Genomic DNA, 15921 nt, shown 5'->3' on the forward strand with positions numbered 1-15921 from the left:
CAGGTCAGGCACTTCCCAGTCATTACAAGCACATCGGTACAGCTCCCCGTAATATTTGCTTACATTCAGCTCCCGTTCAGTTTTACAAAAGCCGATATAGTGCCGCTCCTTTCGCCACACTACACAGGAGCAATCGTATGCCTCCACAGGATGCGCGCATCACAGGCCTCGATCTGTTGCGCGGGCTTGTCATCTTCATGGCCGTCTTCGAGCACTACACCGGTTACCTCAACTACTGGTACATCGATTTCTTCAATCGGGAACATGCCTTGTGGGACAGCTTCTATGTATCACACAAGGCAATGGCGGGACACCTGCTCCCCATGGATCAGCTGACAGCACACGCATCAGCCTGGTTAATCCCCTGGGTCAGCCAGATCTACCTGGCCTTGGCCGCATTCAACCTGAGCCGCCGCGATCAGGCCAGCTTCAAGCCGCAGCTGGGCAGCAAGCTGGCCCTGTTTGCCAGCATCATACTGATGCTCTATGTCGAAGGGTTGGTCATCGCCCCCAACTTCGGCGAGGCCATCTCGTTCTACCCGGTCATGCTCTGGATGTGCCTGCTGGCGCTCTTCTCCATGGTGTATGCCAGGTTCGGCATCCGCGGCATGCTCCTGCTGACCCTTCTAAGCCTGCTACTGGATCAACTCGGCGTACAGGATCTGCTCGGCCATATCGACAGCTGGATGAAGCTGCACGTTCACCCCGACTATGAGCTGGATGCCCGTCTCGACCTCTTCATGGCCAGTGGCTGTTTCGGCTTTCTCTATGGCTGGTGCTGGCATCAGCGCCCACAATGGCGAGATCGCCTCAACCGTCTGGTACTGACGCTGTCGCTGGTGGCGCTGGCCATCTATCTCATGTTCGGCGAGACAAGCACGGTCGAGCTCAACGACATCTACGCCAACGAACACGAACTGGCGCTGGACATGATCGGCCGAGCCGGGATCTGGGGTATGGAGTTTCTGGTGAGCGGTACCGTGCTCTGGCTACACCAACACAATATCCGTCTCTGCTGGCGACCACTCAACTGGATCGGCATGTACTCGCTGACCGTCTTCATCTTCCACAAGAGCATCTTCGTGCACCTGTGGGGCCCCTTGCTACTGTGGTGGACCGCCCGTCAGGGCACCATACTGCCCAACAGTTTTGGCCTTATCATGTTGCTCTGCACCGCCAGCATACTGCTTATTTATGCTTTCCAGCGCTCCGGCATCATCTGTCATCTGATGGGAATGCATCAGGATCGGGACTGGGCGCGGCTATATGGCAAATAAGTATTGGCTGTCGCTGCTAATACTGGTAACGCTACCATTGCAAGCAAAGGAGTTGTTACTCGGCAGCAGCTGGCAACTGGACAGTAACCAGGCCAGTAGTAACGCAACCCAGCACAGCCAACTCTGGTGGGGTTATGAACGGGAGACCCAGGTTGGGCTCCTTTTCACTAACGGAAGCAGTGCCGGGCTGGCACTACCTCTCTATGAAAAGAGTTTTATCGCCTTGGGAGTTGGATCCATGCCAGTGGTTGATAGTACCCGTTTCAGTGCTATGTGGCGCCTGGGATGGCAGCTGGATGATGACCATCAATTGACGTTGTCCCAGCTCGTCGACCTCACTGGCCGTTATGGCCAGCTCTGGTACATGGAGCACAGCCTGCCGCTGCCGGCCGGGCTCTCCCTCAACCTCTGGCTGACCCGGGGCAGTCAGGCACACATGGCCGCTTATGATGCTCATGAAGGTTGGCGAGACTGGGGGCTAACCCTGGAGCACAGTTGGGCTTGGCAAAAGTGGCAACTCGACGCAGAAGCGGGTGCCAAGCAGTGGCTCATCAAGGATCGCGATTGGCAACCCGTCGTGAACCTGACCCTGAGCTATCGCTTCAGCTGGTAACACTCACACCACAGGCAACTTCCACGTTTACCAGCGCCCACCTATCTTGGGTCCAGCCAAATGAAAACGCACAGACAGTCAAACCCATCGCATCATTAGGCTCTACAATGCAACTGCTTCCTGCAATCAGGGGGATATCCTGTTGCTGCGCACTCCAGGTTTCCTGACCAAATGGCAACATGCCAACCATGTTGCCAAATTCCATTACAACAGAGTCAATCATCGTCAGCCCTCTTTGCCAGCAAGCCGCACAGCTCAAGCACTAACGCTCTGATCGCGCATGATAAACATCCTCTGTTAGCGACATAACGCTCTCTCGGGATGTCAAAAGGACCACGGTAGCAAGGGCTTGCAACTCAGGCTGAACATCTGTGCCCACAAGCCCTTAACAGGGGAAGAAGGGATTATCTATTGGTACGCAACGTCAGGTCGACTGCGTTCATCAAAGGATGATGATGTCATTGGTGCCGCAGGGGAAAATCCCCTGGCGATAGATATGACTATCTGCCAAACGTCAGGGTGGGAACACCACCATCATCCCGCTCATTGAGCATGCGTGTGAGCGGGGAGTCGCCCGAATAACGGGATCCAGGCTCACTGAGGGAAAATTTGGCCCCCGGTTTTTTTGCCTGCCATGCGTTGCCAAGCTCATCGGCAACCCGATCCCGCACTGTCTGTGACGGCTCCTGATGCGTAATCACAAACTCTTTGGGGGGCTTGTCTGCCAGAACAGGCACATCAAACTGCCAGAGGGATGCACAGAGCAATAGAGAGAACATAACTACCTCCATCCATCAAAGTCCTCCTTTTTACCCACTCACCACCTGAGTGTCACCCATTACCCTGTAACCAAATGTTGCTGTCTATCCAAAAGTCTAATTGCCCCCATCAGCCAAAGGTATAAGTTGTTACTTAATTATTAAAAGTATGTATTCAAAGGAGTGAGTGATGAGCGAGAGCAAGGTCTATCCGGTCAAACCCCACATCAGCAGCAATGCCCTGCTTGACAAGGGCGACTACGCTGCCATGTATCAGGCCTCCATCGAGGATCCCGAGACCTTCTGGGGTGAACAGGGAAAAATCCTCGACTGGATGAAGCCCTACAGCCGAGTCAAGAACACCTCCTACGATCCGGGCCATGTCTCCATCAAGTGGTTTGAAGATGGCCAGCTCAACGTCTCCGCCAACTGCCTCGATCGCCATCTCGCCGAACGGGGTGACAAGGTCGCCATCATCTGGGAAGGGGACAACCCCGCCGAAGATCGCAAACTCACCTACCGCGAGCTGCACAGCGAAGTGTGCAAGTTTGCCAACGTCTTGAAAGCTCAGGGGGTTCATCGCGGCGACGTGGTCTGCCTCTATATGCCCATGGTGCCCGAAGCCGCCATCGCCATGCTGGCCTGTACCCGCATCGGCGCGGTGCACAGCATCGTCTTTGGCGGCTTCTCGCCGGAAGCACTGGCCGGTCGCATCATCGACTCGGGCTCGCGCATCGTGATCACCGCCGACGAGGGACTGCGCGGTGGCCGTCCGGTGCCACTCAAGAAAAACGTGGATGAAGCGCTCACCAACCCGGATACCCAGGTTAACAAGGTGATCGTGCTCAAGCGCACCGGCGGCAATGTCGCCTGGCACAACCACCGCGACATCTGGTGGCATGAAGCGACCGCCACCGTCAGCAGCGACTGCCCGCCCGAGGCGATGAACGCCGAAGATCCGCTCTTTATCCTCTATACCTCCGGCTCCACCGGCAAACCCAAGGGGGTGCTGCACACCACCGGCGGCTATCTGGTCTATGCCACCCTCACCTTCAAATATGTGTTCGACTACCACGAAGAGGACATCTACTGGTGTACCGCCGATGTGGGCTGGGTCACTGGTCACTCCTATCTGGTCTACGGGCCGCTCGCCAACGGCGCCACCACCATCATGTTCGAAGGGGTGCCCAACTACCCGGCCACCAACCGCATGAGTCAGGTGGTGGACAAGCACCAGGTCACCATCCTCTATACCGCCCCCACTGCCATCCGCGCCCTGATGGCCAAGGGCAACGAAGCTGTCACCGGCACCTCGCGCCAGAGCCTGCGCATCATGGGCTCGGTGGGTGAACCGATCAACCCGGAAGCCTGGGAGTGGTACTACCGCACCATTGGCGATGAGCGCTGCCCCATTGTCGATACCTGGTGGCAGACCGAAACCGGCGGCATCCTGATTACGCCGCTGCCCGGCGTCACCGACCTGAAACCGGGCTCGGCGACTCGTCCCTTCTTCGGGGTGCAACCGGCGCTGGTCGACAACATGGGCGAACCGCTGGAGGGGGCTACCGAGGGCAACCTGGTGATCACCGACTCCTGGCCGGGTCAGATGCGCACCGTGTTCGGCGATCACGAGCGGTTCGAGCAGACCTACTTCTCCACCTTCCCGGGCCGCTACTTCACCGGCGACGGAGCCCGTCGCGACGAGGACGGCTACTACTGGATCACCGGTCGGGTGGATGATGTACTGAACGTCTCCGGTCACCGCATGGGTACCGCCGAAATTGAATCGGCGCTGGTGGCCCATCCCAAGATCGCCGAAGCCGCGGTGGTGGGGGTTCCTCACGAGATCAAGGGTCAGGGCATCTATGCCTATGTCACCCTGATCGCCGGGGAAGAGCCAAGCCGCGAGCTGCACAAAGAGGTGAAGGAGTGGGTGCGCAAGGAGATCGGTGCCATCGCAACACCAGACGTGATCCACTGGGCGGAGGGGTTGCCGAAGACCCGTTCCGGCAAGATCATGCGCCGCATCTTGCGCAAGATCGCCACCGGCGAGACCGACAGCTTGGGGGATATCTCCACCCTGGCGGACCCGGGGGTAGTAGACAAACTCATCCGCGAGAAGTCGGAAGCAGCCTGATCCCGCTTCGTTTGTTGCTCGACAAAGCCGGCCCTGTGCCGGCTTTGCTGTTTCTACAGCGGTACAAACGGCCTGAGCGGCTGAAACTGGGCGCACAGGGAGGTGGTACTCAATAAATAGCCAGATGTAGAGATTAGACCAGTAAAATGCTGCTAATTTTCACGAAATCAATATAATTGCGAAATCTGTGTGCCAGGGCACACCGATTTGCGCAGAAAATGGCTAGATTTCAGGTAGTCCACAAGATAGCTGACAGATAGCAGCATGATCATCGAGGATGCACTCAATATGTCGCAACATCGCCGAATTCTCCTGCTCAACGGTCCAAACCTGAATCTGCTGGGCAAACGGGAACCGGGTATCTACGGCAGCAAGACGCTCGATGAGATCGTCGCCGATCTGAAGCTCAACGCCAGCGAACTCGGTGTCACTCTGGAACATCTGCAATCCAACGCCGAACATGAGTTGGTCAGCCGCATCCATCAGGCCATGGGTCAGGTGGATTTCATCATCATCAATCCGGCCGCCTTCACCCACACCAGCGTCGCCATCCGCGATGCGCTGCTGGGTGTCGCCATCCCCTTTATCGAGGTTCACCTGTCAAACGTTCATGCCAGGGAGCCGTTTCGTCATCACTCCTATCTGTCTGATGTCGCCAAAGGGGTCATTTGTGGTCTGGGGGCCGATGGCTATCAATTCGCTTTAACCGCGGCCGTGCGCCATCTGCACGCGGCTTGATAATCACTGATCAGATAAAGAAGAAAGAGAATGCTAATGGATATCCGCAAAATCAAGAAGCTGATTGAACTGGTTGAAGAGTCCGGCATCGCCGAACTGGAGATCTCCGAAGGTGAAGAGTCCGTTCGCATCAGCCGCAACTTCGCAGGCCAGGTCACTGCCGCACCGCAGATGATCATGCAGCAAGCAGCCGCTCCGGTTGCCGCTCCAGCCGCCGCCCCGGTTGCCGCTGCGCCGGCCGCAGATGCCGCACCGAGCGGTCACCTGATGCGCTCTCCCATGGTTGGCTCCTTCTACCGCTCCTCCAGCCCGGAAGCCAAGCCGTTCGTGGAAGTGGGTCAGCAAGTTAATGTCGGCGATACCCTGTGCATCGTCGAAGCCATGAAAATGATGAACCAAATCGAGTCTGACAAGGCCGGTGTGATCAAAGCGATCCTGGTTGAAAATGGTCAGGCCGTCGAATTTGACGAGCCGCTGTTCATCATCGAATAAGGGAAATCGCCACCCATGTTGGACAAAGTAGTCATCGCCAACCGCGGTGAAATTGCCCTGCGGATCCTGCGCGCCTGCAAAGAGCTCGGGATAAAGACAGTGGCCGTTCACTCCACCGCCGACCGGGAGCTCAAACATGTGCTGCTGGCCGACGAATCCATCTGTATCGGCAAACCAGCCAGTACCGACTCCTACCTCAACGTTCCGGCCATCATCGCCGCCGCCGAGGTGACCGGTGCCGTGGCCATCCACCCGGGTTACGGCTTCCTTTCCGAGAACGCCGATTTTGCCGAAGTGGTCGAAAAATCCGGCTTCATCTTCATCGGCCCGCGCGCCGAGACCATCCGCCTGATGGGTGACAAAGTCTCCGCCATCGAAGCGATGAAGAAGGCAGGCGTACCGTGTGTACCGGGCTCTGACGGTCCGGTGGACAACGACACCAAGCGCAACGCCGCCATTGCCAAGCGCATCGGCTATCCGGTGATCATCAAGGCCGCCGGTGGCGGCGGTGGTCGTGGCATGCGCGTGGTACGCAGCGAGGCCGAGCTAGCCTCCGCCATTGCCCTAACCAAATCCGAAGCAGGCCAGTTCTTCAAGAACGACATGGTCTACATGGAGAAGTACCTGGAAAACCCGCGCCACATCGAAATTCAGGTGTTGGCAGACGGCCAGGGCAACGCCCTCTATCTGGGCGAGCGTGACTGCTCCATGCAGCGTCGCCACCAGAAAGTGGTGGAAGAGGCGCCGGCACCCGGCATCACCGCCGAAATGCGCAAGTTCATCGGCGAGCGCTGTGTGCGCGCCTGTATCGAGATCGGCTACCGCGGTGCGGGTACTTTCGAGTTCCTGTACGAGAACGGCGAGTTCTATTTCATCGAAATGAACACCCGTATCCAGGTTGAGCATCCGGTCACCGAGATGGTCACCGGTATCGATCTGATCAAGGAGCAGCTGCGCATCGCCGCCGGTCAGCCCCTGTCGATCACCCAGCAGGATATCCGCATCCGTGGTCATGCCATCGAGTGCCGGATCAACGCCGAAGATCCGGCCACCTTCATGCCCTCTCCGGGTCTGGTGCAGCGCTTCCACGCACCGGGTGGTCTGGGCGTGCGTTGGGACTCCCACATCTATGCCGGTTACAAGGTACCGCCCCACTATGATTCGATGATCGGCAAGCTGATCTGCTACGGCGAGAATCGTGACATTGCCATCGCCCGCATGCGCCATGCGCTGGACGAGCTGGTAGTGGAAGGGATCAAGACCAACGTACCGCTGCAAAAAGAGATCATGAAAGACGAAAACTTCCAGCACGGTGGCACCAATATCCACTACCTGCACAAGAAGTTAGGTCTGTAAGGATCGCTGATAGAGACCCGATGACATTGCACGGTGGCAGTACCAACGCCCACTATCTGCACAAGATGTTGGGTCTGTAAGGATCTCTGATAGAGACCGGACTTCCGGTGGAAGTCTGCTCCGCAAGGAGCCTCTGCTGAAAAAGGGCCATGGCGACATGGCCCTTTTTTGTTATCCTTGCGCCCCTCAAAATTGTCGGAGGCCAAGGTGAACCGTTTTGCTCTCGCCCGCCGGGAAGCAGCTTTCTGCCTGCTGCTGACCCTACTCTATTTTCTTGCCTGGTATGGCACGGCTTATCTGATCCCGGAAGAGATCGAATGCTGGGACATTCCCCTTTGGTTCCTGCTCAGTTGCGTGGCGATGCCACTGCTGTTCATCGCACTATGTGCCCTGATGGTGGATCGACTGTTTGTGGATATCCCCCTCGATACCCCAGCCCCTTCCGGCAAGGAGTCATCCCATGAATCTTGAGCTGATGCTGCCGCTCTTCATCTATCTGGTGCTGGTGCTGGGGGTGGGTTTCTGGGCCAGCCGTCATAGAGCTGAAGGCAACTTCGTGCAGGAGTACTTCATCGGCAACCGCAGCATGGGCGGGCTGGTGCTGGCGATGACGCTAGTGGCCACCTACACCTCGGCCTCCTCCTTTATCGGTGGGCCGGGCGCGGCCTACAAGATCGGTCTGGGCTGGGTGTTGCTGGCGATGATCCAGCTGCCCACCGTCTGGCTCACTCTGGGGGTGCTTGGCAAGAAGTTCGCCATCATCGCCCGCCGGGTCAATGCGGTGACCATCAACGACATGCTGTGGGCCCGCTATCAGAGCAAGGCAGTGGTGATCCTCGGCTCCGTTACTATCATCCTCGCCTTTATCGCGACCATGGTGGTGCAGTTTATCGGCGGTGCCCGCCTGCTGGAGACCGCCACCGGGCTCTCCTACCAGCAGGGGTTGATGCTGTTTGCCAGCTGTGTGCTGCTCTACACCATCATCGGCGGCTTCCGCGCCGTGGTGATGACTGATGCCCTGCAGGGGATCATCATGCTGATCGGCACCGGCGCCCTGCTGGCAGGAATTCTGATTGCCGGTGACGGCCTGCCGAACCTCATCCACCAGCTCAGGGAGATCGATCCCAAGCTGGTAAGCCCGCAAGGGGCCGGCGACATGCTGACCCAGCCCTTTATGCTGAGCTTCTGGATCCTGGTCTGTGTCGGGGTGGTGGGGCTGCCCCACTCGGCATTGCGCTGTTTTGGCTATCGCGACAGCAAGGCGCTCCATCGTGGCATTCTGATCGGCACCGTGGTCAGCGCCCTGCTGATGTTCGGCATGCATCTGGCTGGCGCCCTCGGCCGCGCCATCCTGCCCGGCATGGACAGCCCGGACAAGATCATGCCCTCCCTGATGATGGAAGTGCTGCCCCCCTGGCTGGCCGGGGTCTTCCTGGCTGCGCCGATGGCGGCCATCATGTCCACCATCGACTCCCAGCTGATCCAGGCTTCCGCCACTCTGGTGAAGGATCTCTACCTCAACTATCTGAGTCCAAAGCAGGAGAAGCTGGAAGTGCGCATTCCCCGCCTCTCTCTGCTCTGCACCCTGATCTTGGGCACTCTGGTGCTGCTAGCGGCGTTGCAACCGCCCGAGATGATCATCTGGCTCAACCTGCTCGCCTTTGGCGGCCTGCAGGCGGTGTTCCTCTGGCCGCTGGTGCTCGGTCTCTACTGGTCACGGGCCAACGGCCCGGGCGCGCTGGCCAGCATGGTCAGCGGCATCGTCTGCTATGGGGTACTCAGTCAGTGGGGGATCAAGCTGGCTGGCCTGCACGCCATCGTGCCAAGCCTCACGCTGGCGCTGGTGGTCTTTATCACGGTGAGCCTGCTGACGGCACCGCCCTCGCGGGAAGTGCGCGAGCTTTTCGGGCAGAAATAATAAAAATATAAATTAGGGGTTCCAAAACTATCCCCAAATAGGTGTTTTCCGGTTAAACTGTGCGCCAAGTCACAGAACGTAGCCGCTGTATGCCCGTTAAAGCCACTCGACAAGTCGTTACTCAAGCCCTGCAGCGGCTCGGTTATGCCCTGCTGCTGCCCGTCTCCATCCTGCCGATGGCGGCGCTGATCTACCGGCTTGGCCAACCCGACGTGCTCGATTTGGCGGTGCTCTCCCTCACCGGTCAGGCGATCTTCAGCCAGATGCCGCTTATCTATGCGGTGGCGATCGCCTTTGGCCTGAGTCGGCAGGAGCTGGGCGGACAGACGTTGGCGGGGGCGGTCAACTTCCTGCTGCTCAGCACCGCCTTCAATACGCTGGCCCCCAACCTGCACGCCGACATGATCTGCGGTCTGCTGGCGGGGCTCACCACTGCCATCATCTATCCCTGGGTTCACCAGCAAACGCTGCCCCGCTGGCTGCAGATCGCCAGGGGGGAGTTTCCCAGCCTGCTGGTGTCGGCCTTGGCCTGCCTGCTGATCGCTATCCCCCTCTCGCTGCTGTGGCCACCGCTGGAGCGCGGGCTGACCCTGCTCACCTCGGAGCTGCTTACCACACCGTTTGGCGCCTTCTGCTACGGCACCCTCAACCGCTTGTTAATCCCGCTCGGGCTCCATCAGGTATTGGGCAGCGTCATCGGCCTTGGCGAGAGCAACCTGCAGGCGCTGGCCACCGCCCAGCCCCTTCATGAAGGATATGTAGCCGGTCTTTACCCCATCATCATGTTCGGCCTGCCGGGCGCCTGTTTTGCCATCTGGCTGCACCGCCAGCGGATGCAGCGGCTGCCACAGGGCGGGCTGCTGCTCACCCTGGCGCTCACCTCGGCACTGGTGGGTATCACAGAGCCTATCGAATTTCTGTTCGCCTTTACCGCCCCCTGGCTGTTTCTCGCCCACGCCCTGCTGACCGGACTGTCGCTGGCGGTCTGTAGCGGGCTGGGGATCAAGGTGGGCAGTTACTTCTCCGCCGGTCTGCTGGATCTGGTGCTGAGCTATCAGGCAGGGGAGCACAGCTTCTGGCTCATCCCGGTCGGTATCCTGTTTTTCGTCGCCTACACCCTGCTGTTCTATCAGCTGCTGGAGCGTGCCCCCCTCAGCATGCCGAGCAAGCCCATCGCGGTGGAGCATCCGCGCCTTGCCAGCGTTGCCCCCTCAGACCCGCAGATGCTGGCGATCCAGTACCTCAAGGTGCTGGGCGGGATGGACAATCTGGTGGCGATGAGTGTCTGTATCACCCGCCTCAGCCTGCGGGTGCGCGATATTTCACTGGTGGATGAATCCCGCCTGCTGGGTCTGGGCTGCCTCTCCTGGATCCAGCTCAACGACCACCAGCTGGTGCTGGTGCTGGGCCCCAGCGCCAGCCTGATTGAAGGGCAGATCCGCATGCTGGCGGAGCGCCAGTCGGTCCCCCTCGGCCTCAAACCCAATCAGGAGTCGGCCAGCCAGAGCAGCTGGTAACTCAGGCGAACGGCAACCGCTCGGCCACGAAATCCATCAGGGTGCGCAGGGCGGGAGCCAGATGCTCCCGACTCGGATAGATAAGGTAAAACGGGTTGGCCGGAATGGGCTGATCCGGCAACACCTTCTGCAGCCGCCCCGCCGCCAAATCCCCTTCACAGACATGGTGGGGCAACAGGGCAATCCCCCCGTCATGAAGCGCCATCTCCCGCAGCGCCAGCAAGCTGTTGCTGACACAGGCCCCCTGCGGCCGCCAGCCCCCCTCCAGCAATGGCCACACCGGCATGGCCGAGTGCACCAGACAGGCATAGCGGCCCAGCTCGCTCAACTGTTGCGGCATGCCGTGGGCCGCCAGATAGGCTGGGGCCGCAACCAGATGGCGCGCCACCTGACCGATACGCCGGCAGATGAGACTGGAGTCTTTCAGCGGCGCCGCCCGCAGCGCCAGATCGTAACCCTCGCCCACCAGATCAAGCTGCTCATCGCTCAGGGTCAGCTCCAGTACCACCTCGGGGTAAAGCGCACGAAACTCGGCCAGGATCCGGCCAAGCAGCAGGGTGCCGGTCGCCTCGGGGGCGGTGATCCGCACCCGCCCCGCCGGGGCCGAGCGCAGCCGTGCCATCGCCAGATTGGCACTGCGGGCCAGTGCCAGCAGCCCCTGACAGTGCTCCACATAGAGCTCCCCCTGCGGGGTCAGGCTCAACCTGCGGGTGGTGCGCTGCAACAGCCGCACCCCGAGCTGGGATTCGAGCCGCGAGATCTTCTGGCTCACCGATGACTTGGGCATACCGAGCAGCTCGGCGGCTCGGGTAAAGCTTCCCTGCTCCACCACGGTGGCAAACAGTCCCATCAACTCCAGATCGACATTGTTCATATATTCAAACAGTCTTTACCGATTACCCATCTTAATCTTGATAATCAACCAGACTAGAGTGAGTGGCAATCCCGAACACAGCGATTTGAAAGGAAAAACCATGAAAGCCATTGCCCTGACTCACTATCTGCCAAGCGACCACCCCGACTGCTTCATCGCCGCCAACCTGCCCGATCCGGTTCCGGGTCCGCGGGATCTGCTGGTGCGGGTCACCGCCACCTCCGTCAATCCGGTGGATACCAAGGTGCGCTCCCCCAAGGCCAAAATTGAAAGCTCGCCCCGGGTGCTGGGCTGGGATGCGGTGGGGGAAGTGATCGCCACCGGCAGCGAAGTAACCCTGTTCAAGGCAGGCGACCGGGTCTGGTATGCCGGCGATATCAGCCGTCCGGGCAGCAACAGCGCCCTGCAACTGGTGGATGAGCGCATCGCCGCCATCGCCCCCACCAGCTTGAGCGATGTGGAGGCCGCCGCCCTGCCGCTCACCGCCATCACCGCCTGGGAGACCCTGTTCGAGCGCTTCGCCCTCACCCGCGAGAGCCGTGGCAAACTGCTGATCATCGGCGGCGCCGGTGGCGTGGGCTCCATCGCCATCCAGCTGGCTCGCCAGCTCACCGGCATGGAGGTGATTGCGACCGCCTCCCGCCCCGAGAGCCGTGAGTGGTGCCTCGAGATGGGCGCCCATCAGGTCGTAAACCACCACAAGTTGCAGGAGGAGCTGACCGTCCTTGGCATCACCCAGGTCGATGCCATCTTCTGCACCAACGCCACCGCCGAGCACTGGGCCACCATGGCAGGGCTGATCCGCCCGTTTGGCCATATCTGCACCATCGCCGAATCGAGCGAGCCGTGGGATCTCTCCTTGCTCAAGAGCAAGAGCGTCACCTTCAGCCAGGAGTTCATGTTCACCCGCTCCCTGTTCCAGACGCCGGACATGATCGAACAGCACCGCCTGCTCGGCCGGGTGGCGGCACTGGTCGATGAAGGGGTATTGCAGACTACCCTGACCAGAACCATCCCGTCACTGACCCCGGTCACGCTGGCTCAGGCCCATGCCGAGGTCGAGGCGGGACGCATGGTAGGCAAGCTGGTGATCGACATGAGCGGCTTTGCCAACTAAGCCCTCAAACGCACCATGATGGGATAAGTTCACCAAGGAGATGCCCCAAACGGGCACAACCAGCGGCACTCATGACTGCCTGTGGCAGGCCAACGTCCGACAATCAGCCAAAAAAGAGGCCATTTCGCGAGAAATGGCCTGAATACCTGAACATTGGGGTAACAATCACACACATATCCTTATGCAGGACATATTAGTCTTTGCATCTGGCGTGCCAACAGCAGCATGAATGCGCCAAAACGGCGTCAGCCCGTCCTTGAGCAAGGTACCGACCTTGCTCTTTTTTTGTCTGGCAGACTGTTTACCAGGCAAACAAGTGCAGATAAAAAAATGCCACCCGAGGGTGGCAGTGAAAGATGACGGAACTTGAGCAAAGCGTTCAGCGAAAACCGGTCGTCTTCGCCTGCATAGAGCAATACAGGAACCGTGCCAATCCGGCAAAAGCCCCGTATCCCTCCACGTCATGGGCAAACCACGACAGCACTGCCCCATGATGGTAGAATCTCGCGGTTTCACATTTATGAAGAGTCGACGCCATGCCCTGGATACAAATTCGAATCAACGCCACTGCCAAGACCGCAGACAAGGTGAGCAACATGCTGCTGGGGCGTGGAGCCCAGGCGGTGACCTTTATGGATGCCAAAGATGTGCCCGTCTATGAACCCATGCCCGGTGAAACCCCGCTCTGGGGCGAGACCGAAGTGATGGGTCTGTTCGATGCCGAAACCGATCCGGCTCCCACCATCGCCTTCTTCCAGCAGATCTTCGGCGAAAACGTCGGCTACAAGGTCGAGCAGCTGGAAGACAAGGATTGGGTGCGCGAGTGGATGGATCACTTCCACCCGATGCAGTTTGGCGAGCGCCTCTGGATCTGCCCGAGCTGGCGCGATGTGCCGAACCCCGATGCAGTCAACGTCATGCTGGATCCGGGTCTGGCCTTCGGTACCGGTACCCACCCCACCACCGCTCTCTGCCTGCAGTGGCTGGACGGCCTCGATCTGACCGGTAAAACCGTGGTCGATTTTGGCTGTGGCTCCGGCATTCTCGGCATCGCCGCCCTGAAACTGGGTGCTGCCCGCGTCATCGGTATCGACATCGACCCGCAGGCCATTCAGGCCAGCCGCGACAACGCCGCGCGCAACGGCGTTGCCGACCAGATTGAGCTCTATCTGCCAGCCGACCAGCCGCAAGACGTCGAAGCGGACGTGGTGGTCGCCAACATCCTGGCCGGCCCGCTGCGCGAACTGGCGCCGCTGATCGCTGGCCACGGCAAGCCAGGCAGCCTGATGGCCCTCTCCGGCGTGCTGGAGAGCCAGGCCCCGGAGCTGGAAACTATCTACGGCCAGTGGTTCGAGATGGACCCGACCGCCGTCAAGGAGGAGTGGTGCCGCCTCTCTGGCCGCAAACACGGCTAAACATAGCTCCCGCTCTCAAGGCGGCAAGTCAGCATCTTTATTAAACAAGAGCACCCGCGGGTGCTCTTGTTGTTTCTCCCCCCCCCTTTCCTACTCTGGGGGACGGTTCACGCTTCTCTGGCCAATGAGGGATTAACATCGTTCTTCCACATCATTGAGGCCCTGCCATGAGCGATTACCAGAAGATGATTAGCTGCCAACCGTACAACTGCATGGCACCCGAGCTGGCCCAGTTGCGCCGGGAGGCGGCACGGCGCTATCGCCGTTTCAATCAGGCGGAAGATGAGGCTGAGCAGCGGGCACTACTGGCGGAGCTGATTGGCGAACTGGCAGAGAATGCCTTTATCTGCCCGCCCCTCTACTGCACCTATGGCCGCCACATCCACCTTGGCGAGCACAGCTACATCAACATGGGGGCGACCCTGCTGGACAATGCCCCCATTCGCATCGGCGCCCATGTGATGATTGGGCCAAACGTGCAGATCTATACCGCAGCCCATGCACTGGAGGCCGACGAACGGATTCAGGGAACAGAGACGGCGCTGCCGGTCACCATTGAAGACAAGGTCTGGATTGGTGGCGGCGCCATCTTGCTGCCTGGCGTCACCATAGGGCGGGAGGCGATCGTCGGCGCAGGTGCCGTAGTCACCAAAGATGTACCGGCCGGCGCTCGGGTAGTCGGCAACCCGGCCCGGATCCTGCCAGCCAAAAACAGGTCATAAGGCAGCCAACCGGGTTGTATGCCGATACCGCCATCAACTCACAACAGCCCCGACACCCCATAAAAAAATAAAGCCCAATGTCACGAAGACGTTGGGCTGTTAAAAGGTGCTACGGAATTGCGACTCTCATCGCAGAAAAATTAGAAGGAGTGCCCTTCTAAACTGGCAGGGAGATATTAGCGAATGCGCAAACGTTTTACATAGTGAAATGCCACAGGATTGCGAGGTACATCGCACTATTTAAATAATTACCTGCTATGGCGCGCGAAGCCTCTTTGAGCCATTTATTTTCCCCAATTTCTCTGGTTACTATTCACGGTTAAACAGAAAAGCCCCGATTTCTCGAGGCTTTGCTTCTCTTAACTGCAACATGGCCGAGGAGTCAGAAACGGCGGACAAACTCATCGAGTGGCAGCTCGCGCAGTTTGCGTGCTTCCAGCATGGGAGTACCGAGGTAGAGGAAACCCACCAGCTGATCCTCTGCCGCCAGTCCCAATCCCTTGTTGATCTGCTCATCGAAGATAAACCAGCCGGAGCGCCAGATGCCGTTGAAACCCTGCGCCTGCGCCGCCATCTGCATCGCCATCAGGGCACAACCGGCAGAGAGCTCCTGCTCCAGTTTCGGCACCTTGGGGTGATCCTGATAACGGGTTGCCACGGCGACGACCAAGGGCGCCCGCAGTGGCGCTTCGCTGCACTTCTTGATGCTCTCTTCATCTTCGCCACGGGCACGGGCCGCCTCGGCCAGCAGTTTGCCCAGCCGCTCGCGCCCCTCCCCTTCGAACAGAATGAACTGCCAGGGAGTCAGGGTGCCGTGATCCGGCGCGCGCAGGCCCGCCTTGAGGATATTGTCGAGCACCTCACCGCTCGGGGCGGGATCGGCGAGACGGCCACAGGAGTGGCGATTGAGCAACAGGGTGAGGGCATCCATGGGCAATTCCTTCTCTGGGGCAATGATGGCGCTACCTTAGCACAGCACCGAATGAA

The 15921-nt window shown here is 59.4% G+C and carries 16 protein-coding genes; 12 read left to right on the forward strand and 4 right to left on the reverse strand.

The genetic code is table 11. The features are described 5' to 3' along the window. The first annotated feature begins 137 nt into the window (after positions 1 to 137). Positions 138 to 1277, forward strand: a complete 1140-nt coding sequence (locus G5315_RS17670) for a hypothetical protein (RefSeq protein WP_421333580.1) — start codon at positions 138 to 140, stop codon at positions 1275 to 1277. After that, positions 1267 to 1890: a MipA/OmpV family protein gene (locus tag G5315_RS17675; RefSeq protein ID WP_216951967.1), complete on the forward strand. Its 624-nt coding sequence runs from the start codon at positions 1267 to 1269 to the stop codon at positions 1888 to 1890. The genes G5315_RS17670 and G5315_RS17675 overlap by 11 nt, the downstream gene beginning before the upstream one ends. Here G5315_RS17675 and G5315_RS17680 read toward each other — a convergent pair. Together G5315_RS17680 and G5315_RS17685 are read right to left on the reverse strand one after the other, a co-directional pair. Beyond that, positions 1880 to 2113: a hypothetical protein gene (locus tag G5315_RS17680; RefSeq protein WP_216951968.1), complete on the reverse strand. Its 234-nt coding sequence runs from the start codon at positions 2111 to 2113 to the stop codon at positions 1880 to 1882. The genes G5315_RS17675 and G5315_RS17680 overlap by 11 nt on opposite strands. Before the next feature lie 277 nt (positions 2114 to 2390). Further along, on the reverse strand, positions 2391 to 2669 hold the full coding sequence (locus G5315_RS17685) for a hypothetical protein (protein ID WP_266134183.1): 279 nt from the start codon (positions 2667 to 2669) through the stop codon (positions 2391 to 2393). A gap of 169 nt (positions 2670 to 2838) precedes the next feature. Here G5315_RS17685 and acs point away from each other — a divergent pair, with 169 nt between their 5' ends. The 7 genes from acs (at position 2839) to G5315_RS17720 (ending at position 10806) form a co-directional block, all read left to right on the forward strand. After that, entirely contained in the window at positions 2839 to 4785 is a 1947-nt protein-coding gene (gene acs / locus G5315_RS17690) for an acetate--CoA ligase (RefSeq protein WP_204481133.1), read from the forward strand. Between the two features lie 288 nt (positions 4786 to 5073). Then, positions 5074 to 5523 carry a type II 3-dehydroquinate dehydratase gene (gene aroQ, locus G5315_RS17695; protein WP_139743401.1) on the forward strand — a complete coding sequence of 150 codons (450 nt, stop codon included), beginning with the start codon at positions 5074 to 5076 and terminating at the stop codon, positions 5521 to 5523. Positions 5524 to 5559: 36 nt separating this feature from the next. Further along, positions 5560 to 6015, forward strand: coding sequence for an acetyl-CoA carboxylase biotin carboxyl carrier protein (gene accB, locus G5315_RS17700; protein WP_216951971.1), 456 nt, complete (start codon positions 5560 to 5562; stop codon positions 6013 to 6015). 15 nt (positions 6016 to 6030) lie between these two features. After that, positions 6031 to 7371 carry an acetyl-CoA carboxylase biotin carboxylase subunit gene (gene accC, locus G5315_RS17705; protein ID WP_216951972.1) on the forward strand — a complete coding sequence of 447 codons (1341 nt, stop codon included), beginning with the start codon at positions 6031 to 6033 and terminating at the stop codon, positions 7369 to 7371. 207 nt (positions 7372 to 7578) lie between these two features. Further along, positions 7579 to 7842 (forward strand): DUF997 family protein, encoded by a 264-nt coding sequence (locus G5315_RS17710; RefSeq protein WP_254204220.1) that lies wholly within the window; start codon positions 7579 to 7581, stop codon positions 7840 to 7842. Further along, the gene (gene panF, locus G5315_RS17715) at positions 7832 to 9289 is read left to right on the forward strand and encodes a sodium/pantothenate symporter (protein WP_216979392.1); all 1458 of its coding nucleotides are present in this window, start codon (positions 7832 to 7834) and stop codon (positions 9287 to 9289) included. Before G5315_RS17710 ends, panF begins: the two co-directional genes overlap by 11 nt. An 89-nt stretch (positions 9290 to 9378) precedes the next feature. Continuing rightward, positions 9379 to 10806: a PTS transporter subunit EIIC gene (locus G5315_RS17720; protein WP_042080616.1), complete on the forward strand. Its 1428-nt coding sequence runs from the start codon at positions 9379 to 9381 to the stop codon at positions 10804 to 10806. A 1-nt stretch (position 10807) separates the two neighbouring features. On the opposite strand, the gene G5315_RS17725 is transcribed toward G5315_RS17720, so the two are convergent. Beyond that, positions 10808 to 11680 (reverse strand): LysR family transcriptional regulator, encoded by an 873-nt coding sequence (locus tag G5315_RS17725; RefSeq protein ID WP_075115403.1) that lies wholly within the window; start codon positions 11678 to 11680, stop codon positions 10808 to 10810. A gap of 100 nt (positions 11681 to 11780) precedes the next feature. Between G5315_RS17725 and G5315_RS17730 the strand changes: the two genes are divergently transcribed. The 3 genes from G5315_RS17730 to G5315_RS17740 all read left to right on the forward strand — a co-directional run bounded on the left by G5315_RS17730 (position 11781) and on the right by G5315_RS17740 (position 14934). After that, the gene (locus G5315_RS17730) at positions 11781 to 12797 is read left to right on the forward strand and encodes a zinc-binding alcohol dehydrogenase family protein (RefSeq protein WP_421333581.1); all 1017 of its coding nucleotides are present in this window, start codon (positions 11781 to 11783) and stop codon (positions 12795 to 12797) included. Positions 12798 to 13333: 536 nt separating this feature from the next. Next, entirely contained in the window at positions 13334 to 14212 is an 879-nt protein-coding gene (gene prmA / locus G5315_RS17735) for a 50S ribosomal protein L11 methyltransferase (RefSeq protein WP_005358410.1), read from the forward strand. A 167-nt stretch (positions 14213 to 14379) separates the two neighbouring features. Further along, the gene (locus tag G5315_RS17740; RefSeq protein ID WP_421333583.1) at positions 14380 to 14934 is read left to right on the forward strand and encodes a sugar O-acetyltransferase; all 555 of its coding nucleotides are present in this window, start codon (positions 14380 to 14382) and stop codon (positions 14932 to 14934) included. A 382-nt stretch (positions 14935 to 15316) separates the two neighbouring features. On the opposite strand, the gene G5315_RS17745 is transcribed toward G5315_RS17740, so the two are convergent. Beyond that, entirely contained in the window at positions 15317 to 15865 is a 549-nt protein-coding gene (locus G5315_RS17745) for an NAD(P)H nitroreductase (protein ID WP_005338924.1), read from the reverse strand. Between the last annotated feature and the right edge of the window lie 56 nt (positions 15866 to 15921).

This window comes from Aeromonas sp. 603607, assembly GCF_049171595.1.
Taxonomy (GTDB): domain Bacteria; phylum Pseudomonadota; class Gammaproteobacteria; order Enterobacterales; family Aeromonadaceae; genus Aeromonas; species Aeromonas veronii.